At 66.6% G+C, this 22320-nt stretch carries 21 protein-coding genes and 1 tRNA gene; 7 read left to right on the top strand and 15 right to left on the bottom strand.

Translation table 11 applies throughout. The annotated features are described in order from the left end of the window. Positions 1-59: 59 nt before the first annotated feature. The 5 genes from GRI75_RS06335 to GRI75_RS06315 are packed head-to-tail and all read left to right on the top strand — an operon-like array spanning position 60 to position 5336. A complete protein-coding gene (locus GRI75_RS06335; RefSeq protein ID WP_160746126.1) occupies positions 60-1697 on the top strand; it encodes a putative bifunctional diguanylate cyclase/phosphodiesterase in 1638 nt (545 codons plus the stop codon). A gap of 51 nt (positions 1698-1748) precedes the next feature. Continuing rightward, entirely contained in the window at positions 1749-2558 is an 810-nt protein-coding gene (gene dapF, locus GRI75_RS06330; RefSeq protein ID WP_160746125.1) for a diaminopimelate epimerase, read from the top strand. After that, positions 2555-3745, top strand: a complete 1191-nt coding sequence (locus GRI75_RS06325; protein ID WP_328597941.1) for a MiaB/RimO family radical SAM methylthiotransferase — start codon at positions 2555-2557, stop codon at positions 3743-3745. Before dapF ends, GRI75_RS06325 begins: the two co-directional genes overlap by 4 nt. Beyond that, the gene (gene ftsY / locus GRI75_RS06320) at positions 3742-4665 is read left to right on the top strand and encodes a signal recognition particle-docking protein FtsY (RefSeq protein WP_160746123.1); all 924 of its coding nucleotides are present in this window, start codon (positions 3742-3744) and stop codon (positions 4663-4665) included. The genes GRI75_RS06325 and ftsY overlap by 4 nt, the downstream gene beginning before the upstream one ends. Continuing rightward, complete coding sequence (locus GRI75_RS06315; RefSeq protein ID WP_160746122.1) at positions 4662-5336, top strand: inner membrane-spanning protein YciB; 675 nt, start codon at positions 4662-4664, stop codon at positions 5334-5336. The genes ftsY and GRI75_RS06315 overlap by 4 nt, the downstream gene beginning before the upstream one ends. A 22-nt stretch (positions 5337-5358) precedes the next feature. Here the strand turns inward: GRI75_RS06315 and GRI75_RS06310 are convergent, their stop codons facing one another. The 3 genes from GRI75_RS06310 to GRI75_RS06300 all read right to left on the bottom strand — a co-directional run bounded on the left by GRI75_RS06310 (position 5359) and on the right by GRI75_RS06300 (position 8535). Then, positions 5359-7257 (bottom strand): potassium transporter Kup, encoded by a 1899-nt coding sequence (locus tag GRI75_RS06310; protein WP_160746121.1) that lies wholly within the window; start codon positions 7255-7257, stop codon positions 5359-5361. Positions 7258-7350: 93 nt separating this feature from the next. Then, positions 7351-8412 carry a Glu/Leu/Phe/Val family dehydrogenase gene (locus tag GRI75_RS06305; protein ID WP_160746120.1) on the bottom strand — a complete coding sequence of 354 codons (1062 nt, stop codon included), beginning with the start codon at positions 8410-8412 and terminating at the stop codon, positions 7351-7353. Between the two features lie 46 nt (positions 8413-8458). Continuing rightward, positions 8459-8535, bottom strand: a tRNA-His gene (locus GRI75_RS06300). Between the two features lie 191 nt (positions 8536-8726). Between GRI75_RS06300 and GRI75_RS06295 the strand changes: the two genes are divergently transcribed. Further along, the gene (locus tag GRI75_RS06295; RefSeq protein WP_160746119.1) at positions 8727-9359 is read left to right on the top strand and encodes a prolyl hydroxylase family protein; all 633 of its coding nucleotides are present in this window, start codon (positions 8727-8729) and stop codon (positions 9357-9359) included. Continuing rightward, entirely contained in the window at positions 9356-9778 is a 423-nt protein-coding gene (locus GRI75_RS06290; RefSeq protein ID WP_160746118.1) for a GFA family protein, read from the top strand. Before GRI75_RS06295 ends, GRI75_RS06290 begins: the two co-directional genes overlap by 4 nt. Positions 9779-10229: 451 nt before the next feature. On the opposite strand, the gene rpmE is transcribed toward GRI75_RS06290, so the two are convergent. The 12 genes from rpmE to rpsB form a co-directional block, all read right to left on the bottom strand. Further along, positions 10230-10457 (bottom strand): 50S ribosomal protein L31, encoded by a 228-nt coding sequence (gene rpmE, locus GRI75_RS06285; RefSeq protein ID WP_160746117.1) that lies wholly within the window; start codon positions 10455-10457, stop codon positions 10230-10232. A gap of 94 nt (positions 10458-10551) precedes the next feature. Then, positions 10552-11013: a 3-hydroxyacyl-ACP dehydratase FabZ gene (gene fabZ / locus GRI75_RS06280; protein WP_160746116.1), complete on the bottom strand. Its 462-nt coding sequence runs from the start codon at positions 11011-11013 to the stop codon at positions 10552-10554. 19 nt (positions 11014-11032) lie between these two features. After that, positions 11033-11716, bottom strand: coding sequence for an OmpH family outer membrane protein (locus GRI75_RS06275; protein ID WP_160746115.1), 684 nt, complete (start codon positions 11714-11716; stop codon positions 11033-11035). Next, positions 11716-14430 carry an outer membrane protein assembly factor BamA gene (gene bamA, locus GRI75_RS06270; protein ID WP_235911374.1) on the bottom strand — a complete coding sequence of 905 codons (2715 nt, stop codon included), beginning with the start codon at positions 14428-14430 and terminating at the stop codon, positions 11716-11718. The genes GRI75_RS06275 and bamA overlap by 1 nt, the downstream gene beginning before the upstream one ends. Positions 14431-14601: 171 nt before the next feature. Further along, entirely contained in the window at positions 14602-15726 is a 1125-nt protein-coding gene (gene rseP, locus GRI75_RS06265) for an RIP metalloprotease RseP (protein ID WP_235911373.1), read from the bottom strand. Beyond that, complete coding sequence (locus GRI75_RS06260; protein ID WP_160746113.1) at positions 15719-16873, bottom strand: 1-deoxy-D-xylulose-5-phosphate reductoisomerase; 1155 nt, start codon at positions 16871-16873, stop codon at positions 15719-15721. The genes rseP and GRI75_RS06260 overlap by 8 nt, the downstream gene beginning before the upstream one ends. After that, positions 16870-17637 carry a phosphatidate cytidylyltransferase gene (locus tag GRI75_RS06255; protein ID WP_235911372.1) on the bottom strand — a complete coding sequence of 256 codons (768 nt, stop codon included), beginning with the start codon at positions 17635-17637 and terminating at the stop codon, positions 16870-16872. Before GRI75_RS06255 ends, GRI75_RS06260 begins: the two co-directional genes overlap by 4 nt. Before the next feature lie 183 nt (positions 17638-17820). Continuing rightward, positions 17821-18507, bottom strand: coding sequence for a polyprenyl diphosphate synthase (gene uppS / locus GRI75_RS06250; protein WP_160746112.1), 687 nt, complete (start codon positions 18505-18507; stop codon positions 17821-17823). A 162-nt stretch (positions 18508-18669) separates the two neighbouring features. Continuing rightward, positions 18670-19227 (bottom strand): ribosome recycling factor, encoded by a 558-nt coding sequence (gene frr, locus GRI75_RS06245; protein ID WP_160746111.1) that lies wholly within the window; start codon positions 19225-19227, stop codon positions 18670-18672. A gap of 2 nt (positions 19228-19229) precedes the next feature. Beyond that, a complete protein-coding gene (gene pyrH, locus GRI75_RS06240; RefSeq protein WP_160746110.1) occupies positions 19230-19952 on the bottom strand; it encodes a UMP kinase in 723 nt (240 codons plus the stop codon). A 136-nt stretch (positions 19953-20088) separates the two neighbouring features. Then, positions 20089-21015 (bottom strand): translation elongation factor Ts, encoded by a 927-nt coding sequence (tsf, locus tag GRI75_RS06235; protein ID WP_160746109.1) that lies wholly within the window; start codon positions 21013-21015, stop codon positions 20089-20091. Positions 21016-21099: 84 nt separating this feature from the next. After that, positions 21100-21870, bottom strand: coding sequence for a 30S ribosomal protein S2 (gene rpsB, locus GRI75_RS06230; RefSeq protein WP_160746108.1), 771 nt, complete (start codon positions 21868-21870; stop codon positions 21100-21102). Between the last annotated feature and the right edge of the window lie 450 nt (positions 21871-22320).

Here is a 22320-nt window from a genome sequence, read left to right as displayed (position 1 = left end):
GCGCAATTAACCGAAAATGAAGGATGAGGGCTTAGCCTGTGGCCGACGAGGGAGATTGCATGCACCCTGCAAGCCAAAGGCCGATTGCCAGCGAGCGCACTGTCGCCGAACCGCTCGATCGGGCGGAGCGGGACTTCGTCGCGCTCGGCATCGCCGTTGCCGCCCTGATCCTGTTTATCGGCCTCGGCGGGCGGGTGATGTCGCAGGTCTTGCGCAACTGGATGGGCATCGACCAGCCGCCCGACATCCTGCTGACGAACGCCCTCCTGCTCAATATCGCCCTGCTGATCTTCGGCTGGCGGCGCTATGCCGAGCTTCGCCTCGAAGTCGAAGCCCGGCGCGAGGCGGAAGAACATGCCCGGCGCCTGGCAGAAAGCGATCCGCTCACCGGATGCCGCAACCGGCGGAGCGTAACGCCGGCGATCGAGGAGATGCTTCACGTCGCCGCTAGACGGAAAGGCGAAGTCGCGCTGTTGCTGATCGACGTCGACAACTTCAAGACGCTCAACGACCGCTTCGGGCACAAGATCGGCGATGCAGTGCTGGTCGAAACCGCCGAGCGGATCCACCGAATGCTGCCGCCGGACGCGATCCTGGCGCGGATGGGCGGCGACGAATTCGCCTGTGCGCTGATCGTCGAAGCGGACGGCCAGGCCCATGCCGACCGGGTCGCGCGCGACATCCTCGGCGCGATCTCCGCACCGGTTTCGTGCGAGGACGACCTGATCGTCGACGTGACGGTGTCGATGGGTCTCACGACCAGCGGGCAGCTCGGCACGAACGGAGCTCCGCCGAGCGCCGATACGCTGATCCACCGCGCCGACATCGCCATGTACCATGCGAAGAAGCACGGCCGCGACGGTTCCGCCTGGTTCGAGCCGCAAATGGAAAGCGACGCCCGCTTCCGCAGCGCCCTGCAGACGGCGCTGCGCCACGGGATCGAGCGGGGCGAATTCATCCCTTATTACGAGCAGCAGATCGACATCCAGACCGGCAAGCTGGTCGGATTCGAGATGCTGGCCCGCTGGAAGTCGCCCGAATTCGGCATCGTCGGCCCCGACATGTTCATTCCGATGGCCGAGGAGATGGGCGTGATCGCCGAGCTTTCCGAGCGGCTGATCGCGCAGGCGCTGCAGGATGCCAGGAGCTGGGACGACGGACTGACTCTCTCGGTCAATATCTCGCCCCTGCAACTCCGCGATCCGTGGTTCGCGCACAAGCTCCTGCGCCTACTGACGGAGAGCGGGTTCCCGCCCCAGCGGTTCGAGATCGAGATCACCGAAAGCTGCCTGCACGAGAACATGGGTGTGGTGCGCGCGATACTTACGAGCCTGAAGAACCAGGGCGTGTGCATCAGCCTGGACGATTTCGGCACCGGTTATTCGAGCCTGGCGCAACTGCGCGCCCTGCCCTTCGATCGCCTGAAGATCGATCGCAGCTTCGTGACCGAACTGGCCCAGGCCGGCACCAATGCGGAGCTCGTCTCGGCGATCGTCGCGCTGGGGCGCGGACTGGGCCTGCCGATCGTGGCCGAAGGGATCGAGACCGACGAGGCGCTGGAAGCGCTGCGCGCGCTCGGCGAGATCAAGGGCCAAGGCTATCTTTACGGCCGCCCCGAGGATGCCGAAGCGACCCTGCGGCGGCTGATGGAGCAAGCCGCACGGGAATTCCCTAGCGAGACCCGCAAGGTCGGCTGACCGCTCACACGCGCCATTGCCAGTCAGGGACCGGGCCCCTAGTTGGCGGGCATGCGCATACCGTTCGTCAAGATGCATGGCCTGGGCAACGACTTCGTCGTGCTCGACGGGCGTGACGGCAATCTCCCGCCGCTGGAGAACCAGGTCGCCCGCGCCATCGCGGATCGCCACAAGGGGATCGGCTGCGACCAGTTGATCGTGCTCGAACCCTCCGGCGTCGCCGACTTCCGCATGCGCATCCGCAATTCCGACGGCGGCGAGGTGGAAGCTTGCGGCAACGCCGCCCGCGCGGTCGCCCTGCTCCACGGCAAGCCGGCCAACGTCGAGACATTCGGCGGGATCATCTCCATGCGGCCCGAGGATGGCGGAGCGGCGGTCGACATGGGGGAGCCGGCGTTCGGCTGGGACGAGATTCCCCTCGCCGACGCAATGGACACACTCGACATGCCGGTCGGCTGGGAAGAGCTCGAGCGGCCGAGCGCGGTCAACGTGGGCAATCCGCACGTCATCTTCTTCGTGCCCGATTGCGATAAGGTCCCGCTCGAACGGCTCGGCCCGGCAATCGAGATCGATCCGCTGTTTCCGGAACGGGTGAACGTCAACGTGGCCACGGTCGAGGCGCGCGACGCCATCCGGCTGCGGGTGTGGGAGCGCGGCGCCGGCCTGACGCAGGCCTGCGGCACCGGCGCCTGCGCTACGGCTGTCGCGGCAATGCGGCGCAAGCTGGTCGACCGTGAGGTCGTGGTGACACTCCCCGGCGGGAAGCTGCTGATCTCTTGGGGTCAGGACGGGCGGATCACGATGACCGGCCCGGCAACCGAGAGCTTTCGCGGCAGCTTCGACTGGGGCGCCTTCGCGTGAACGCAGTACCGGGCACCGCCGAAGTCATCTCGCTCGGCTGCCGGCTCAACATCGCTGAGAGCGAGCGTATCCGTGCGCTCGTCGCCGGCGAGCGCGATCTCGTGATCGTCAACAGCTGCGCCGTCACCGCCGAAGCCGTGCGCCACACCCGCCAGGCGATCCGCAAGGCGCGGCGCGAGCGGCCGGATGCCCGCCTGCTGGTGACCGGCTGCGCCGCCGATATCGAGCGCGAGCAGCTCGCCGCGATGCCGGAGGTGGACGGCCTGGTGCCCAACACCGAGAAGCTCGACGCGCGCCGCTACAACGTGAGCCGCGCTCCGGGCCCCCTCCCCGCAGGACCGCACACCCGCGCTTTCGTGGCGGTGCAGAACGGCTGCGATCACGCCTGCACGTTCTGCGTGATCCCGCAGGGGCGCGGGCCGAGCCGCTCGCTCAGCGTCGCGCAAGCCCTGCGCGAGATCGAACTGCATCTCGAGCAGGGCGCCCAGGAAGTCGTGCTGACCGGCGTCGACGTGACCAGTTGGGGGCACGATCTTCCCGGCGAGCCTAAGCTCGGATCGCTCGTGCGCGCGGTGCTCGATGCTTTCCCCAGCCTGCAGCGCCTGCGCATGTCCTCGCTCGACGGGATCGAAGTCGACGGGGAGCTGTTCGAACTGCTCGCGGGAGAGGAGCGGGTCATGCCGCACCTCCATCTCTCGCTGCAGCATGGCCACGACCTGATCCTCAAGCGCATGAAGCGCCGCCACTCGCGCGCCGACGCCATCACCCTGGTCGAGCGGCTCCGCGCCCGCCGTCCGGAGATCGCCATCGGCGCCGACCTGATCGCCGGCTTCCCGACCGAGGACGAGGCGATGCACGCCGCCAACTGCTCGATCGTGAGCGACCTCGGCATCGTCCACGGCCACGTCTTTCCCTATTCCCCGCGTCCGCGCACGCCCGCCGCGCGCATGCCGCAGGTGAACAAGGCGGCGATCAAGCGCCGCGCCGCCGAATTGCGCGAGACGGTGGCCCGAACTCGCGCGGAGTGGCTCCAGACGCTCGTCGGCCAGCCGCAGAGCGTTTTGGTCGAGAGCGACGGCACCGGCCATGCGGCGAACTTCGCCCGCGTCGTGGCGCCGCCCGGAGCACGCCGCGGCTCCATCATCACCCTCACCCCCACGAAGCTCGAGAAAGGGCTGCTGCAGTGAGCGAGCAAAGCTGGTCGGATCGCCTGTTCGGGGGCTTCCGCAAGACGTCCGAGCGCCTGTCGGAGAACCTGACCGGCGTCGTCGGCACGGCTAAGCTCGACCAGGCGACGCTGGACGAAGTCGAGGACGCGCTGATCCTCTCCGATCTCGGCCCCTCTGCCGCCTCGCGGATAACCGCGCGGCTTGCGGAGAAGCGCTTCGGGCTGACGATCACCGACCGCGAGCTGAAGGAAGCCGTGGCCGACGAGATCGCCGCGATCCTGCAGCCCGTGGCGATACCGCTGGAGATCACCGCCTTCCCGCGCCCGCAGGTCATCCTGGTGATCGGCGTCAACGGCAGCGGCAAGACCACGACGATCGCCAAGCTCGCCCACCTGTTCCAGGAACAGGACTATGGCGTGATGCTGGCCGCGGGCGATACCTTCCGCGCCGCCGCGATCGGCCAGCTCGCCGTCTGGGCGGAGCGGATCGGGGCGCCGATCGTGCGCGGCCCCGAAGGCGGCGATCCGGCCAGCGTTGTGTTCGATGCGGTCAAGGCCGCTACCCAGCAGGGCATCGACGCCCTCGTGGTCGACACCGCCGGACGCCTGCAGAACAAGCGCGAGCTGATGGACGAACTGGCCAAGATCCGCCGCGTCCTCGGCCGCCTCAACCCCGAAGCGCCGCACGATGTGGTCCTGGTGCTCGATGCCACCAACGGGCAGAACGCGCTGAACCAGATCGACGTGTTCAAGGAAGTCGCCGGGGTCACCGGCCTGATCATGACCAAGCTCGACGGCACCGCCCGCGGCGGCGTGCTGGTGGCGGCGGCGGAGCAATACGGGCTGCCGATCCATGCGATCGGCGTGGGTGAGAAAATCGACGACTTGCGGCCGTTCGATCCCGATCTGGTCGCCCGGGTCATCGCTGGAGTGGCATGATGGAACACGAAAACCGCGCCGCAGCCGAAAAGCCCAAGTCGGGCTGGCTCAACCTGCTGATCGACTGGGCCCCGGTGCTGACGTTCTTCGCCATCTACCGGTATCACGCCCCCGGCGACCCCAACGACGCCATCGCCGTGATCGGCGCGGCCCTTAGGGCAACCGGCGCCTTCATCCTTGCGGCGATCGTCGCCCTGATCCTTTCGAAGACCGTGCTCGGCCGGATCTCGCGCATGCTGGCGCTCTCCACCGTGCTGATCATCGGCTTCGGCGCGCTGACCATCGTCCTCGCCGATCCGTTCTGGATCCAAATCAAGCCGACCGCCTTCTACGCCTTCTTCGGCGCCGTGCTCTTGGCCGGGTGGTACAAGGGCAAGGCCCTGCTGCAATGGGCGCTGGAAGCAGCGTTCGAGGGGCTGGACGACGCAGGCTGGCTCAAGCTGTCGCGCAACTGGGGGCTGTTCTTCTTCGTCCTCGCCGCGCTGAACGAAGGGCTGCGCTACTTCTTCAACGTCGAAAACGGCAACTTCGGGGTCTGGGTCGACGCCAAGCTGTGGCTGTTCCTGCCGCTGTCCTTCGTGTTCACCTTCACGCAGATCCCCATGCTGCTGCGGCACGGCCTCTCCACCGGAGAGGAAGCAAAGGTGATCGAGAACCCGCCGACCGAGTGAGGAACGGCGGCGGCGGCCGAGGTCAGATCTCGACCTGGCTTCCCAGTTCGACCACGCGGTTGGTGGGCAGGCGGAAGAACTCCATCGGCGTCGCCGCGTTGCGCATCATCCAGGCGAACAGCTTCTCCCGCCAGATCGCCATGCCGGGCTTCTCCGCGCTGAGCAGGGTCTGCCGCGAAAGGAAGAAGCTCGTCTGCATCATCTCGAACGGACCGCCGCACATGTCGAGTCTGGCCAGCGCGGCCGGAACGTCGGTCTCTTCCATGAACCCGTAGTGCAGGATGACGCGGTAGAACCCGTCGCCGAGCGGGATCACCTCGACCCGCCCGGCCTCGTCGACATAAGGGATGTCGCCGATCGCCACGGTCAGCACGACGACGCGCTCGTGCAGCACTTTGTTGTGCTTGATGTTGTGCAGCAGCGCCGAAGGCGTGCCGCTGGAACCGGAGTTCATGAAGATCGCCGTGCCCGGCACTTTGGCGGTGCTGTTGCGGCCCGACTTGGCGAAGATATCCAGCGGCAGGCTGACTTCCGCCATGTGCGTCTTCATCAGCCTGCGGCCCTTGGCCCAGGTCGTCAGCAAGGTGAACGCGACCCCGCCCACGAGCAGCGGGAACCAGCCGCCTTCGGGCACCTTCATCAGGTTCGCGGCGAAGTAGGCACCGTCCACGACCACGAACAGCAGCACCACCGGTATCGCCATCCACCAGCGCCACTTCCAGACGCCGATAAGAAGGACCGCCATCAGCAGGGTATCGATCGTCACCGCGCCGGTAACGGCGATCCCGTAAGCCGACGCGAGGTTGGACGAGTTGCGGAAGGTGAGCACCAGCAGAATCACCGCCGCCAGCAGCGCCCAGTTGATGATCGGGATGTAGATTTGTCCAGAATGCTGGTCGCTGGTGTGGCGGATCGAAAGCCGCGGCACGAAGCCCAGCTGGATCGCCTGGTGCGTAATCGAGAACGCGCCCGAGATGACCGCCTGACTGGCGATGAACGTCGCACAAGTGGCCAGGATCACCAGCGGCAGGCGCAAGTCCTCGGGCGCCATGAAGAAGAAGGGGTTCTGGATCGCCTCGGCCGCCTCCGCATCTCCCAGCCCCAGGATCATCGCACCCTGGCCGAAGTAGTTGAGCAGGAGGCACGGCATCACGAAGCCGAACCACGACAAGCGCATCGGGCCGCGGCCGAAATGCCCCATGTCCGAATAGAGCGCCTCCGAACCGGTCACCGCCAGCACGACCGAGCCCAGGGCCAGGAACGCCAGCCACTTGTCCACGATGAAGAACTGCACCGCGTACCACGGGTTGAGAGCCCAGAGGATCTCCGGCGCCGAAACGATCTTGGTGACTCCCAGCACCGCTATCACCACGAAGTAGAACATCATGACCGGCGCGAAGAGCGCCCCGACTTTGGCCGTGCCGCGCTTCTGCAGGACGAACAGGAAGATGAGCAGCACGAGGGCGATGGGGATCACCCACGGGTCCAGCCGATGGTTGACCACCGTCAGCCCTTCGACCGCCGACAGAACCGAGATCGCCGGCGTGATCATGCTGTCGCCGTAGAACAGGGCCGTGGCGAACACGCCGAGCACCACCACCAGCCATCCGTGACTGGACTTGCCGATATGGCGGCTGAGCAGCGCGACCAGGGCCAGGCTGCCGCCCTGCCCGTTGTTGTCGGCGCGCATGAGGATGCTGACGTACTGGATCGAGACCACCAGGGTCATCGACCAGAAGATCAGGCTGACGACACCGAGTACGTGGAGATCGTCCAGCGTCAGCGGGTGCGGGCCGACGAAAGTTTCGCGGAACGCGTAAAGCGGGCTCGTGCCGATGTCGCCGAACACGACGCCGATCGCTCCGGCGGCGAGCGTCAGTTTCGCCGCCTGGCGACCGTCCTTGGCCTCGACTGCGCTCATTGGAACAGACGCCCCTGAATGCGACTCATGCGCATGAAGCGGCGCGCTTAGCAGCGGGCGACGCCCGCCGCAATCACGGCCGGTCTATGCGTCTCAGTCCCGGCCGATCAGGCGGCGGGCCATGGCGTCGGCGACCACGTCGGGCGAGCGGCCCGTCGCTTCGCTCTCCTGCCAGATCGCCTCGAGCCGGTCGGGGATCTGCGCGATGCGCTTGCGCACTTCGTTGATATCGCAGGGCTCGCCGTGCTGGCGGCACAGATACTCGAGCGCGACGTTGATGATCCCGCCGGCGTTGATGACGTAGTCGGGCGCGTAGAGGATCCCGCGCTCCGCCAGCAGGGCGCCATGCTCCCGCCGGGCGAGCTGGTTGTTCGCGCCCCCGGCCACGATCGCGCAATCGAGCTTGGCGATGCCTTCGTCGTTCAGGATGGCGCCCAGCGCGTTCGGGCTGAAGACGTCGCAGGCGACGCCCATGATCGCCTCGGGCGAAACCGCCTCGCCACCCACGTCGCGGGCCAGGGCCTTGGCGCGTTCGGCATGAACGTCGGACACCGTCAGGAGCGCGCCGTCCTTCGCCAGCAGCCGGGCAACGCCGCCGCCGACGCTGCCGCATCCCTGCAAGGCCACGCGCACGCCTTCGACGCTGTCCTTGCCCAGCGTGTGCGAAACCGCCGCCCTGATGCCGTGATAGATGCCCATCGCGGTGAACGGGCCGGGATCGCCGCCGACCGAGCCGTCGTCGGCCGGCAAGCCGCAGACGTGCGGGGTGCGGTGGGAGATCGCGACCATGTCCGCCTCGGTCGCGCCGACATCCTCCGCAGTGACGTAGCGGCCGCCCAGCGCGTTGACCGCATCGCCGAACGCCGCGAGCATCTCCGGCGTCTTGCCGGTGTCCTTGTCCAGCAGGACGACGGCCTTGCCGCCGCCCATCGGCAGGCCGGCCATGGCGTTCTTGTAGCTCATCCCGCGGCTCAGCCGCAGGGCATCGCGTAGCGCCGCATCGGGCTGGGGATAGTGCCAGAAGCGCGTTCCGCCCGCGCCCGGGCCCAGCTCGCTGGAATGGATGGCGATGATGGCGGTGAGGCCCGAAGCCCGGTCGTGCACCAGCTCGACCAGCTCGTGCTCGTCGTAATCCGCTTCGGTCCAGAATGCCATCGCGCTCGCCTATCCCGTTAGATCCGGCGGCGAAATAGCAGGGAAATGGGGCGATTGACGGGGTTCGAACCCGCGACCTCCGGTACCACAAACCGGCGCTCTAACCAACTGAGCTACAATCGCCACAAGCCTATGCCGCGAGGCGGCTGTTAGGCTGCTGCGCACGCCGGTCAAGCGGCGAATGCGTGGGCGCGAGCCTGTTGCACAAGGCGGCAAAATTGAAAAGCGAAATTTGCCGCCATACCGGCTTCGCGCAACAAAATTACGCGCGCGCTCGGCCTTGCCGCCCGGCACCGGCGGGCTATCAACCGCATATGGCGAATCCCGGAGCAACTTCTGCCGAGCACCTCCAGGCCAGCCCGGGCGTGCGGCGCGTGCCTTCCCCGCGCATCGAGCTGTTCTTCGTGCCCGGCTTTGTGCCCGACCCGCTGTGCGACGAGCTGATGCGGCTGATCGACGAGGGCCGCCGCCCTTCCACGATAGCCGACCCGAACGGGGATGCGTACTTCCGCACCAGCGAGACTTGCGATCTCGATCCGCACGAGCCGGCCGTAGAGGACCTCGAGCGCCGGCTGCTGGCCTTGACCGGGATCGACGCAGCTTATGGCGAGCCGGTCCAGGGGCAGCGCTACGAACCGGGCCAGGAATTCAAGGCGCACACCGATTACTTTGAGCCCACCGGCCAGGATTTCGAGCGCTACACCTCGGTCGCCGGGCAGCGGACCTGGACGTTCATGGCCTACCTGAACGATGTCGAAGCCGGAGGGGCGACCCGCTTCAAGGTGATCGACAAGACCTTTCAGCCGCGCCGCGGGATGCTCGTCGGATGGAACAACCACCGCCCCGACGGCAGCCTCAACCCGGCCACGCTCCACCACGCGATGAAGGTACGCAAAGGACTGAAGTACGTGATCACCAAATGGTACCGAGAAAGGCTGTGGGGATGAACCAGACGCAGGCACGCAAAGGATCATGCCACTGCGGCAGCGTGCGCTTCACGGTGCAACTGCGGGACGAGCCGCGTCCACGGCGCTGCAACTGCACGATCTGCGCGATGAAGGGCGTGGTCATGATCGACGTGCCCCTGGCGGACCTGACGGTCGACCAAGGCGAGGAGCTGCTGACCCTCTACACCTTCAACACGCACGAGGCGAAGCACCGGTTCTGCTCACGCTGCGGCATCCACACCTTCCACCAGACCCGCTCGCATCCCGACAGGTACGGGATCAACGCCGCCTGCCTGGAGGGGATGAGCCCCTATAGCTGGCCCGAAGTGCCGGTTACCGACGGCCAAAACCACCCGAACGACAACGGCGGGCAGCACCGCAATGCCGGCGTGATGCGATTCGTGCCGAACAGGGATTAGGTTTTCGCCCAGCTCCGTTCGTCCTGAGCTTGTCGAAGGACTAGAGGCCGCGTCAGTCGTGGTTCGACAAGCTCACCACGAACGGAGATGTTGGACAAGTTGCCGAGTGAACCCCCAGATTCTCGACTGCAAGGGGACGATCATGCGCTTCCGCGCGCCTCCGCTGAGAATTCGCCTGGGGCGAGATGGATCCTGAAACGAGTTCAGGATGACGGAAGGGGGGCCCGGCCTAACCTGGCCAAACCCCAACATCCATCGTCACCCTGAACTTGTTTCAGGGTCCATGTGGCAGCCATCGACAGACGGCCGCTAGCAGGCGCATGAAGCTCCCCCAGGCGCCCTTGGCTCACACGAGGAAGCCTTCGTGTGAGACGCCATCCAGCGAGCCCCTTCCCAAACGAAAAGGGCGGCCTCGCGGGGCCGCCCTTCGCTTGTCCGGTGGAGGTACCGCTCAGCTCTTCTTGAGCGAGAGGCCGCCGAAACGCTTGTTGAACTGGGCGACGCGGCCGCCTTCCTGAAGCTGCTGCTTGCCGCCGGTCCAGGCCGGGTGGCTCGTCGGGTCGATTTCGAGCGTCAGGGTGTCGCCTTCGCTGCCCCAGGTGGAGCGCGTCTGGAATTCCGTGCCATCGGTCATCTTGACCGTGATCATGTGGTAATCGGGATGCGTATCGGCCTTCATGGCATTGGTCCTTCGTGCGTTGACCGGTTCCGACCGGCCGGCAATATCGGGAAAGGCGCGCGCTTAGCGCCGCGCCGGGGCGATTACAAGCCTGTCATGCTTCGGCAGGCGGATCGGCGATCATCGCGGTGAACTGGACCTCGCAGGTCACCGTGCCTCCGACGCTGGCCTTACCCCAGAACTTGCACACGCGGGCGCGCTTCTGGACGAAGCCGACGTTGAGCTCGAGCAGCCAGCCGGGCTCCACCGGGGCGCGGAACTTGGCGCCTTCGATGGCCATGAAGTAGACCAGCTTGCCGCTGCCGGCGAGTTCGAGCGTCTCGATCGCGAGGATCGCCGCGGCCTGGGCCAGGGCTTCGATCTGCAGCACGCCCGGCATGATCGGGCGCCCCGGGAAGTGCCCCTGGAAGAACTGCTCGTTGAAGCTGACCGCCTTGATCGCGCGGATCTCCTCGCCGATCTCCAGCGAGGCTACCCGGTCGACCAGCAGCAAAGGGTAACGATGAGGCAGGGCGTTGAGAACCGCCGCGATATCGTACGTTTTCGCTTCGCTCATGCCCTGCCCCCTACTGGCCTCAGCGGCCCTGGACCGGAGCTGCGGCAGGCTGCTGGGCCGGCTGCGCCTGGCCTTCGGCCTGCTGCTGCGCCTGCTGCTGTTCGCGCATCTCGCGCGGGAGCCAGCCGGCCGGCGGGACCAGCTGAGCGGACGGGATGAGCGTGTTCAGCTCGTCGAGCACGGCCTGATTCATGTTGTAGGAATTGTCGGCGTAGAGCACGCTGTCCGGGCTGATCACCATCGTGACGTTCTGCTTGCGCGCGGCGTTCTGGATCGCCGTGACCAGTTGGTCGTTGATCTGCTCTTCGACATAGGCCTGGCTCAGCTGGACCGGCGCCAGGATCTGCTGCAGTTCGCGCTGGCCGGCGGCTTCGATCTGCTGGATCTGGCTGGCGGTCTGCTGCAGCGTCTGCTGGTTGGGGTTCTGTGCCTGCTGCGCGGTCTGGAACTGGGTGTAGAGCGGCTGCAGCTGGGCGGCGATCGCCTGGCGGCGGGTGTTCGCCTGGTCGATCTGCGCCTTGTAGGTCGTCGGGCGCTGCGTCTGGGCAGTGCGGAAGGCGTTCGAGTTCGCGACCACGGCCGGAACATTGACGACCGCGATGCCCTTTACGGTCTGTGCCGAAGCGGGAGCCATGACCACCGGAGCGGTCAGCGAGGCGAAAGCGATGCCGGCGGCAAACGCGGGCTTCAGTATGATCTTCATCAGAATTGGGTTCCTACATTGAAGGTGAACAGCTTCGTGTCGTCACCCTTCTGCTTCAGCAGGGGGTACGCCATGTCGATACGGAACGGACCGAACGGCGAGTTCCAGTTCACGCCCACGCCGATCGAGACACGCGGCTTGTACGTGTTTCCGTAGAATTCTTCCTTGAACGGCGGCAGGGTCCGGCCGATCGGATCGTTGGCCTCCCCGTTCGGCGCCTGCGGGTTCGTGGTAACCTCCTGTCCGACCACGGCACCGGAGCTGTCGCGCACGTCCTGGCTGTACAGAGGAGCGCCGTCCTCATTGGTCGTCGGAAGGAAAGTTCCATCAGGATAGGGGCTGTCCTCCAGCTGTGGCCGCTCGATGCCATAAACGGCGCCGACGTCGAGAAAGACCGACGGACGCAGGCCAAGCTCGCGGGCTCCGGAGCCGAGCGGGATCTCGATCTCCGCCTTGCCGACGTAATAGGCCGTGCCACCCAGCGCGTCGTCGGTGCTCGAGTCGCTGTCGATCGGCGTCAGAGGAGGCGCCGTGGACGGATCGTTATCGTCGTCGGCCATGTAGAAGCGCCGGATCACCCGCGGACCGACTCCGCGAATGTCGAACCCGCGGATCTGCGGTTCTCCGAGGAAGAACCGGTCGGTGAGAAGGACGTCCGTGGCGCCAGGGCCGCGGTCCTTCAGCCCCTTGATCACGCCCGCCTCGCCGCGCAGCGAGAAGATGAAGCCGGCGCCGAGCGGCCAGTACTGTGCCGCGTTGCTGGTCAGGCGGACATAGCGCGTGCTGCCGCCCAGCCCGGCGAAGTCCAGGCTGGCGCTCGCGGTCCTGCCGCGCGTCGGGCGCAGGCGGCTGTCGACGTTGTTGTAGATCAGCGACATGCCGAGGATCGAGCTGGTTCGCTTGCCGATCGCTTCGCACAAGTAACGTCCGGCGAGCAGCGGCTCGCACTCCTGCACGCCGTCCTCGTCGAAATCGCCGAAGAACTGCGTCTCGTCCAGGGTGATGTTGTCGTGGTTGAAGGTGTAGCGGCCGAGCAGCGAGGTGTACTCGGACAGCGGCACGCCGACGCGCAATCCGAAGCCGGTCTGCGCCTGTTCGTAGGTGGCGCTGTCGCGGTCGAAATAGCCGTTGTTGTAGTCCTTGCGGTAGACCTCGACGCCGGCTGAGATGTTCTTGTCGAACAGGTTCGGCTCGGTGAAGTTGAGCGAGCCGGACCGCGAGTAGCGCGAATAGTTCGCGCTCAGGCCCACGGTCTGGCCGCGACCGCGGAAGTTGTTCTGCTGGATCGAGCCCTGGAAGATGAAGCTCTCGAGGCTCGAGAAGCCGGCCGACAGCGTCAGCTGGCCGGTCGGCTGTTCCTGGACATTGGCTTCGAGCACGATCCGGTCGGGGGCGCTGCCCTCCACCTGCGTGACCTCGAAGTTCTCCTGGAAATAGCCCAGCGAGTTGATCCGGTTGGTGGTCCGCTTGACCGCCAGCGAGTTGAACGCATCGCCTTCCGCCACGCGGAACTCCCGGCGGATCACCTTGTCCTGGGTCAGGGTGTTGCCGTTGATGTCGATCCGCTCGACGTAAGTACGCGGGCTTTCCGCGATCTCGAAGGTGACGTTCATCGTCAGGTCTTCGCGGCTGCGCTGGAACTGCGGCCGCACGTTGGCGAAGGCGTAGCCGAACGCGCCGGCCGTTTCCGATAGGCGCTCGACCGTGTCCTCGACCAGCTTGGCGTTGTACCAGTCGCCGGTCTTCATCGGCAGCTGGGCGGTCAGGCGCTCGCTGTTGAAGTCGCGGATCTGGCTTTCCACGCCCACCTCGCCGAACTTGTAGCGCTCGCCTTCCTCGACCACGTAAGTGATGATGAAGTCCCGCTGGTCCGGCGTCAGCTCGGCGACGGCAGAAACCACGCGGAAATCGGCGTAGCCCTGGGTCAGGTAGAATTGGCGCAGCTTCTGCTGGTCGAAGGCCAGGCGGTCCGGGTCGTAGCTGGTGCCGGAGCTGAAGATCTTCAGCAGCCCGGATTCCTTCGTCAGCATCTCGTCCTTGAGATCGCCTTCGGAGAAGTGCTCGTTGCCGATGATGTTGATCGCGCGGACCTTGGACTTGGGCCCTTCGGTGATCTCGAACACGATATCGACGCGGTTCTGGCTCAGCTGCACCATCTGCGGCTCGACCGAAGCGGCGTAGCGCCCCTGGCGCTTGTAGAGCTCGATGATGCGCGCCACGTCGGCGCGGACCTTGGAGCGGGTGAAGATCTGCCGCGGCGCGAGCTTGATCTCCGGCAGGATCTTGTCCTCCTTGATCCGCTTGTTGCCCTCCAGGATGATCCGGTTGATCACCGGGTTCTCGACCACCGTGATCACCACGTCGCCATTGTTGTTGACGATCGAGAAGTCGGAGAACAGCTCGGTCGCCGCCAGGTCCTTCAGGGCCTGATCGGCGGCGGCGGGGGTATAGACCTGGCCGGGGCGCAGCTGGATGTAGCTGAGGATCGTCTGCGCCTCCAGGCGCTGGGCGCCGCTGACGGAGATCGTGCGGATCACCGAACCTTGCGGCAGCGCCGGCGCGGCGGCCTGCGGCGCGGCGGGAGCCGGCTGGGCGGCAGGCTGCTGCCCGCCTTCCTGCGCGAACGCCAGGGCCGGAACCCCGGCGAGGATCGTGCCCCCCAGAAGGGCCATAGCGAATTGCGTGGTTGCGATCGTCTCGGCCCTGCGGCTCATACACCCGTCCATTCGTTCGACACTGTGCGCGCCATTCGCGGCATTTCCGCGCCGCGCCCGCGCGGGCTCGATCCCGCGGCGGCGTGGCAGACCGCGCCATTGCCCGATGCGGCGTGGCCAATCAAGCGATCATGCCGGTGTAGCGCGCGCCGTGTGCTTCCTTATCCCCGCCTAGCCGCCGAGGATCGGCAGCGAAACGATGTCGTTGATCGTCACGAACAGCATCAGCGCCAGCACGAAAGCCAGACCGGTGCGGAACGCCCATTCCTGACTGCGCGGGCTTGCCGGCTTCCGGCGAACCGCCTCCGCCGCGTAGAAAGCCAGATGCCCGCCGTCGAGCGCCGGGATTGGCAACAGGTTAATGAATGCCAAGTTAATTGAGATCAGCGCGGCGAAGCTGACGAACTGGCGCCAGCCGAGGCTGAGCTGCTCGCCCGAATACTTGGCGATCTTGATCGGGCCGCCCAGTTCCTCCACCGAACGGCGGCCGGTGACGATCTGCCAGATCCCCAGCACCATCAGTTCGACAGTTTCGCCGGTCTGCTGCACGCCCAGGACGAGCGCCTCGCCGGGCCCAACAGGCACCAGCTCGCCGCCGTCCGACGCCACGCCGAGCAGCCCGATCTTGTATTCGTTGCCGAACCGGTCGCGCTCGACAAGTGTCGGGACTTCGAAGCGTACTTTCCGCAGTTCGTCGCCACGTTGGATGACCATGTCGAGCGTTTCGCCCGGGTTCGGCGCGACGATCGAGCGCAGTTCGTTGAAGCTCTCGATGGGCTGGCCGTCGACTTCCACGAAACGGTCGCCGGGCTCGAGGCCGATCCGTTCGGCCGCGCTGTCTTCCTGGACCGCCGCGACGACGGGCGGGACCTCCAGCTTGCCGTAAGCGAAGTTGAAGGCCGCAAGGATGGCGATGGCGATCGCGAAGTTCATCGCCGGGCCGGCGAACACGATCAGGGCGCGCTGCCACAGGGGCTTGGCCTGGAAGGTCTTCTCCCGCTCTTCCGGCGGCAGGGACAGCCACTCCTCGCTAGGCTGGCTGGCCGGGTTCATGTCGCCGGCGAACTGCACATAGCCGCCGAGCGGCAGGGCCGAGAGCTTCCAGCGCGTGCCGCGCTTGTCGGTGAAGCCGGCGAGTTCCTTGCCGAAGCCGACGGAGAACGCATTGGCCTTCACGCCGAACAGCCGGCCGACGAGGTAGTGGCCGAGCTCGTGCAGCGTCACCAGCGGGCCGAGGACCAGCAGGAACCCGACGATCCACATCCACCAGGGTACGGTTTCGAACAATTCAGGCATGCTCCAGTTGTGCCGCGGCTCGCGCCCGCGCCTCGGCATCCACCGCGAAAACGTCCTCGAGGGTTCGGGGAGCCGGCGGCAGAGTGCCGGAAAGGGTCTGCGCCACCAATGCCGAAATATCGGTGAACGCGATCTGACCGGCGAGGAAGGCGGCGACGGCGACCTCGTTGGCAGCGTTGAGCACCGCGGGCGCTGCTCCGCCGGCCTGGGCCGCCTCGCGCGCCAGGCGCGTGGCCGGGAAGCGCTCCTCGTCCGGCGCGAAAAAGCTGAGGGTGCCGATGGCCGGCAGGTCGAGCGGCTTCAGCGCCGTTTCCATGCGCCGCGGCCAGGCGAGGCACGAGGCGATCGGCACGCGCATGTCGCTGGGGCCGAGCTGCGCCAGGGTCGATCCGTCGCGGTACTCGACCAGCGAATGGATAACGCTTTGGGGATGCACGACGATGCGGATCCGCTCGAGCCCGACTGGGAACAGGTGGTGCGCCTCGATCACCTCCAGCCCTTTGTTCATCATCGTGGCGGAATCCACGCTGATCTTGGCGCCCATGTCCCAGTTCGGGTGGGCGACGGCCTGCGCGGGCGTGGCCTTGGAGATCTGTTCCGCGGTCCAGGTGCGGAACGGCCCGCCGCTGGCGGTAAGCGTGATCCAGCGCACGTCGGCGATGTCCCCGCCGGCGAGGCATTGGAAGATTGCGTTGTGCTCGCTGTCGACCGGCAGCAGCGTCGCGCCGTGGCGGGCGACGGCCGCAGTCATCACCTCGCCCGCGGAAACGAGCGCTTCCTTGTTGGCCAGGGCGATGGTCCCGCCCTGCTCGATCGCCGCCATCACCGGGGCGAGCCCGGCGCAGCCGACGATCGCGGCGACAGTCACGTCCGCCCCGCGCGCCGCCGCCTCGCAAAGCGCGGCCCGGCCGCCGGCGGCCTCGATCCCGCTGCCGGCCAGCGCCTCGCGCAACGCGGGAAGCCGCGCCTCGTCCGCCACGACGGCCAGCCTGGCGCCGAACTCACGGGCTTGCACGGCCAGTTCGGCGACGTTGCCATTGGCGGTCAGCGCCTCGACCCGCCAGTCATCGCGGTTGCGCCGCACGAGGTCGAGCGTCGAGCAACCGACCGAGCCGGTCGCCCCGAGAATCGATATCGAGCGGGTCATTGCGTCAGGGCCGTGGCGATCAGACCGACGGCGATGGCCACCGGCAGCATGCCGTCCACCCGGTCGAACACGCCGCCATGGCCGGGGATCAGCCGCGAGCTGTCCTTCACGCCGGCGCGGCGCTTGAGCCAGCTTTCGAAGAAGTCGCCCGCCTGCGCGAGGACTGCCAGCCCGGCGCCGAGCAGGGCGGCGGGGCCGAGGTTGCCGCGGTCCAGCGTCAGGCCCAGCTCGAAGCGCGGGCCCACGATGTTCCCTTCGATGGCGACGACCCACAGCACGACCCACAAGGCCGCGCCAGCCATCCCGCCGAACAGCCCCGCCCAGGTCTTGGACGGGCTGATGCGCGGCGCGATCTTGGGTCCGCCGATCGCCCGCCCGGCGAAATAGGCGAACGTGTCGGTGAACACGGTGACGCCGATCACCAGGACGATCAGGAAGTCCCCGGCCCCGGTCAGGATGCCGGCGGCAAGCGCGATGTAGACCGCGCCGGCGGTGATGGCGGCGAGCCGATAAGGCACGCTGGGCGTCGCGCGGGAGACGAGGAGGACGAGCTCGACGAAGCAGGCGAGCCCGACGACCACGATGAACGTGTCGAGCACCTCCCCGCCGAAGGCGAACGCCGCCCCGGCCAGCAGCAGCATGACCGCCGCCGAAGCGACGCGCACCGGCAAGTCCGAAGTCCGCACCGCGTAAGGCACCGCCATGTGGCGCTTCAGCCGGTCGCGGCGGCGCTCAGGGGGCGTGATCGGAGTCTCGTCCTTCATCAGATCCTCCCCGGTACGGGGAGGTGGCAGACGCCGCAGGCGGCTGACGGAGGGGTCCCAGCGCGACCTCGGAGGTCCCGCCGGGCCCCCTCCACCATCCTTCGGATGGTCCCCCTCCCCGTCCCGGGGAGGATTTGACTGGCGCCTTCCATAGCGGAGCGCCCCGTCCCGGGGAGGATTACCCTAGCGACCGCCATAGCGCCGCTCCCGCCCGGCGAAGTCGCTCAGCGCCTGCATCAGGTGCTCGGGCTGGAAATCGGGCCACAGCACATCGGTGAACCAGAACTCGGCATAGGCCGATTGCCATAGCAGAAAATTGGACAGGCGGTGCTCCCCCGAAGTGCGGATCAGCAGATCCAGCGGCGGCAGGTCCGCGGTGTCGAGATTGGCGGCGATGCTCTCCGTGGTGATCGCCCCCTGCTCGGCCGCCTTGGCGGCGGCGCGGGCGATTTCCTGCTGGGAGCCATAGTTGAGCGCCACCGCCAGCGTGTGGCTGCCGTCGGCGGTGCGCGCCAGCGCGTCTTCGAGCATCGTGACAATGTCTGGCTCGAACGCCTTGTAATCGCCGATGATCTTCAGCTTGATGCCGTTCGCGACGAAATCGTCCAGGTCCGATTTGATGAACCGGCGCATCAGCTCCATCAGGTCGCGGATCTCCTCGTCCGGCCGCTTCCAGTTCTCGGAGGAGAAAGCGTAGAGCGTCAGGCACTCGAGCCCTGTCGGCCCGAGCGCGCGCACCAGGCGGCGCACCGCCTCTCCGCCGCGCTGGTGCCCCATGACGCGCGGAAGACGGTTCCGCTTCGCCCAGCGGCCATTGCCGTCCATGATGATGGCGACGTGCCGGGCCGTGGTCGGTTGGGTGCCGGTCATCACTCCCCCTCCTCTTCAGAGGAGGGGGCCGGGGGGTGGTGGCTTACCGCAGAGAGGTCGGTTTGCGCCGCGCACCACCCCGCTGCGACTAGGCTCACCTTCGGTTCGCCAAGTCTCACTGCCCCTCCTCTGAAGAGGAGGGGATTGGGCCTGCCCCTTCCATCACTGGGTGAGGATTTCCTTTTCCTTCTGCGCGGCGGCGGCGTCGGCTTCGGCGACGTACTTGTCGGTCAGCTTCTGGACGTCGTCCTCGGCGCGCTTGCGGTCGTCTTCGGAGATGACCTTCTTCTTCTCGTCTTCCTTGAGCGCTTCCATGCCGTCGCGGCGGACGTTGCGGATCGCGATCTTGGCGTTCTCCGCATACTTGCCGGCGAGCTTGGCGAGCTCCTTGCGGCGCTCCTCCGTGAGGTCGGGCAGCGGCAGGCGCAGGGTCTGGCCGTCGATCATCGGGTTGAGGCCGAGGTTGGCATGGGCAATGCCTTTCTCGACCGCGCTGACGTTGGCCCGGTCCCAGACCTGCACGCTCAGCATGCGCGGCTCCGGCGCGGAGACGGTCGCGACTTGGTTCAGCGGCATCATCGCGCCGTAAACGTCGACCTGCACGGGATCGAGCAAGTGGGTGTTGGCCCGCCCGGTCCGAAGGCCGGCGAGATCGCCCTTGAGGCTTTCCACCGCGCCCTGCATGCGCCGTTCGATATCGGCCTTGTCGTACTTCGCCATTGTCAGGCTTCCTTCTGCACTATCGTCTGAACGCCCTCGCCCGCCAGCACGCGCGCCAGGTTGCCCTTCTCGCGGATCGAGAAGACCACGATGGGAATGGCGTTATCGCGGCACAGCGCCACGGCGGAGGCGTCCATGACCTTGAGGTTGTCTGCCAGGACTCGATCGTAACTCACGGTATCGAAACGCTTGGCAGCGGGATTCTTCTTCGGGTCCGAATCGTAGACCCCATCGACGCTGGTGCCTTTCAGCAGCGCGTCGCAGCGCATTTCCGCGGCCCGCAGGGCGGCGCCGCTGTCGGTGGTGAAGTAAGGGCTGCCGACGCCGGCGGCGAAGATCACGATGCGGCCCTTCTCCAAGTGCCGCTCCGCCCGCCGGCGCACGACCGGCTCGCAGACCTCGTTCATCTGAATCGCCGACTGCACCCGGGTGGGCACGCCGAGCTGCTCCAGCGCGCTCTGCATCGCGAGGGCGTTCATGACCGTGGCCAGCATGCCCATGTAATCCGCCTGGGCGCGGTCCATCCCTTGTGCCGCGCCGGCCATTCCGCGGAAGATGTTGCCGCCGCCGATCACCAGGCAGATTTCCAGCCCGGTTTCCTTGGCCGCCTTCACTTCCTTGGCCAATTCGCTCACAAACTTCGGATCGATGCCAAATTGCTGATCGCCCATAAGCACTTCGCCCGAGAGCTTGAGCAGAACGCGTTTGACTGGCGGCATTGGCATGAACGGGGAGACCTCCGGGGCGCTGGGCTGCGCCCTTATAGAGCGCGCGATCACAGTGCCAAGTGGGCCCATGCACGGAAAAGGCCGCCGAACCGAAGTCCGGCGGCCTTCCTGAAGCCTGTCGCTGAAAGAGGGCTCAGCCCTTGACCGCGGCGGCGACTTCCGCGGCGAAGTCGCTCTCTTCCTTCTCGATGCCTTCGCCGAGCTGGAAGCGGGCATAGTCCTTCAGCACGATCTCCGTGCCGGCATCCTTGCCTGCCTTGGCGACGACGTCGGCAATGGCGGTCTTGTTGTCCATCACGAACAGCTGGCTGAGCAGCGCGTTTTCCTTGGCGAACTTCTTCACCGCGCCGTCGACCATCTTTTCCTGCACTTCAGCCGGCTTGCCGCTCTCCGCGGCCTTCTCGGCAGCGACCTTGCGCTCGCGCTCGATCACTTCGGGATCGAGGCTGTCGGCGTCGAGCGCCTGCGGGAAAGCGGCGGCGATGTGCATCGCCAGCTGCTTGCCGAGCGGCTCGAGCACGTCGGCGCCGGCCGAGCTCTCGAGCGCAACGAGCACGCCGATCTTGCCAAGGTTCGCGGCCTGCGCGTTGTGCATGTAAGGCACGATCATGCCCTGCGAGACGGATACGCTCTTGATCCGGCGGATCTGCTGGTTCTCGCCGATCGTCGCGACGTTGTCGGTCAGCTTCTCGCCGACGGTGCCGCCGTCGGGATAAGCAGCCGACTTAAGCGCGTCGACGTCATTCGAGCCGAGCGTCAGCGCGACTTCGGTGGCCTTGCGCACGAAATCCTGGAACTGGTCGTTCTTGGCGACGAAGTCGGTTTCCGAGTTGACCTCGACCGCGACGCCGCGGGTGCCGTTGACGGCCACGCCCACGAGGCCTTCGGCCGCGGTGCGGCTCGACTTCTTGGCGGCGGCGGCGAGACCCTTGGCGCGGAGCGCGTCGACCGCGGCCTCCACGTCGCCATTGGTGTCGGCGAGCGCCTTCTTGCAGTCCATCATGCCCGCGCCGGTCTTCTCGCGCAGGGCCTTCACATCAGCGGCGGTGTAAGCAGCCATGATACTGTCCTCTTGAAATAGAAATGGTCGTGCGCCGGGCCTCGAACTCGGGGCCCGGCGCACGGATCGCAATGCGGCCGGGCTTTAGGCCTGGGCGGGGGCTTCCGCGGCCACTGCTTCGGCCGGCGGCTGCTCCATCGAACCGAAGTCCGCGCCCGAATCGACCACGCCCGCGCCGCGGCCGCTGGTGGCGGCTTCGGCGATCGCGTCGCAGTACAGGCGGACGGCGCGGCTGGCGTCGTCGTTACCCGGGATCGGGAACGCGATGCCCGACGGATCGACGTTCGAGTCGAGAACGGCGACGACCGGGATGCCGAGCACGTTGGCTTCCTTGATCGCCAGCTCTTCCTTGTTGGCATCGATCACGAACATCACGTCCGGAATGCCGCCCATGTCGCGAATGCCGCCGAGCGACATCTCGAGCTTGTCCTTCTCGCGCGTGAGCTGGAGGACTTCCTTCTTGGTCAGGCCCGAAGTGTCGCCCGAAAGCTGCTCTTCGAGGCTCTTGAGGCGGCGGATCGAACCGGAAATGGTCTTCCAATTGGTCAGCATGCCGCCGAGCCAGCGGTGGTTGACGAAGTGCTGGCCGCTGCGGCGGGCTGCCTCGGCGATCGGCTCCTGCGCCTGGCGCTTGGTGCCGACGAACAGGACCTTGCCGCCCGCGCGAACGGTCGACTGCACGAAGTCGAGAGCGCGCGCGAACAGCGGCACGGTCTGCGACAGATCGATGATGTGGACACCGTTGCGCGCGCCGAAGATGTACGGCTTCATGCGCGGGTTCCAGCGGTGGGTCTGGTGGCCGAAGTGTGCGCCGGCCTCGATCAATTGCTGCATGGAGACGGTGGGAGCCGCCATAAGTAAATTCCTTCCGGTTATGCCTCTGGAAAGCGCTGGAACCCTGCGGAGCGTCCCGCTGGGGCACCGGTGTGAACGTGCCTTCCATGTGAATTTGCCTCCGGGGCCGGAAACCGGACCTTTGGGCGGGGCCGCCTGTAGCGGCGATCGCGCGGGAAATCCACCCTCAATTCGCAGCCGTCACCCTGAACTCGGTTCAGGGCCCATTGCTCCACCCGTGCGGACCTGCGCCGGAAGGCCCCATGGACGCTCGAGCAATTTGGGCGGGATGATGAAGGTTCTCCTCCCCCTCGCTTCCTCCGTCATGCTGAACTCGTTTCAGCATCCATAGCTCAGCCTGGACCGTTGCTCCCGCAAGGGTGCGAGCGGTCGCGCCATGCCCTTGGGAAGCTCCGCCCCAGCGGCGAAATGGGCCCTGAAACAAGTTCAGGGTGACGAGAAGGAAAGAAG

This window comes from Croceibacterium soli (assembly GCF_009828065.1).
Lineage (GTDB): Bacteria > Pseudomonadota > Alphaproteobacteria > Sphingomonadales > Sphingomonadaceae > Croceibacterium_B > Croceibacterium_B soli.
This window is presented reverse-complemented; position numbering and strand designations above follow the sequence as displayed.

Bases quoted from the DNA above. Each gene is read 5' to 3' on its own strand.
- GRI75_RS06335 (WP_160746126.1), top strand. From the start codon at position 60: ATGCACCCTGCAAGCCAAAGGCCGATTGCCAGCGAGCGCACTGTCGCC.
- dapF (WP_160746125.1), top strand. From the start codon at position 1,749: ATGCGCATACCGTTCGTCAAGATGCATGGCCTGGGCAACGACTTCGTC.
- GRI75_RS06315 (WP_160746122.1), top strand. From the start codon at position 4,662: ATGATGGAACACGAAAACCGCGCCGCAGCCGAAAAGCCCAAGTCGGGC.
- GRI75_RS06310 (WP_160746121.1), bottom strand. From the start codon at position 7,257: ATGAGCGCAGTCGAGGCCAAGGACGGTCGCCAGGCGGCGAAACTGACG.
- GRI75_RS06305 (WP_160746120.1), bottom strand. From the start codon at position 8,412: ATGGCATTCTGGACCGAAGCGGATTACGACGAGCACGAGCTGGTCGAG.
- GRI75_RS06295 (WP_160746119.1), top strand. From the start codon at position 8,727: ATGGCGAATCCCGGAGCAACTTCTGCCGAGCACCTCCAGGCCAGCCCG.
- GRI75_RS06290 (WP_160746118.1), top strand. From the start codon at position 9,356: ATGAACCAGACGCAGGCACGCAAAGGATCATGCCACTGCGGCAGCGTG.
- rpmE (WP_160746117.1), bottom strand. From the start codon at position 10,457: ATGAAGGCCGATACGCATCCCGATTACCACATGATCACGGTCAAGATG.
- fabZ (WP_160746116.1), bottom strand. From the start codon at position 11,013: ATGAGCGAAGCGAAAACGTACGATATCGCGGCGGTTCTCAACGCCCTG.
- GRI75_RS06275 (WP_160746115.1), bottom strand. From the start codon at position 11,716: ATGAAGATCATACTGAAGCCCGCGTTTGCCGCCGGCATCGCTTTCGCC.
- bamA (WP_235911374.1), bottom strand. From the start codon at position 14,430: ATGAGCCGCAGGGCCGAGACGATCGCAACCACGCAATTCGCTATGGCC.
- rseP (WP_235911373.1), bottom strand. From the start codon at position 15,726: ATGCCTGAATTGTTCGAAACCGTACCCTGGTGGATGTGGATCGTCGGG.
- GRI75_RS06260 (WP_160746113.1), bottom strand. From the start codon at position 16,873: ATGACCCGCTCGATATCGATTCTCGGGGCGACCGGCTCGGTCGGTTGC.
- GRI75_RS06255 (WP_235911372.1), bottom strand. From the start codon at position 17,637: ATGAAGGACGAGACTCCGATCACGCCCCCTGAGCGCCGCCGCGACCGG.
- uppS (WP_160746112.1), bottom strand. From the start codon at position 18,507: ATGACCGGCACCCAACCGACCACGGCCCGGCACGTCGCCATCATCATG.
- frr (WP_160746111.1), bottom strand. From the start codon at position 19,227: ATGGCGAAGTACGACAAGGCCGATATCGAACGGCGCATGCAGGGCGCG.
- pyrH (WP_160746110.1), bottom strand. From the start codon at position 19,952: ATGCCAATGCCGCCAGTCAAACGCGTTCTGCTCAAGCTCTCGGGCGAA.
- tsf (WP_160746109.1), bottom strand. From the start codon at position 21,015: ATGGCTGCTTACACCGCCGCTGATGTGAAGGCCCTGCGCGAGAAGACC.
- rpsB (WP_160746108.1), bottom strand. From the start codon at position 21,870: ATGGCGGCTCCCACCGTCTCCATGCAGCAATTGATCGAGGCCGGCGCA.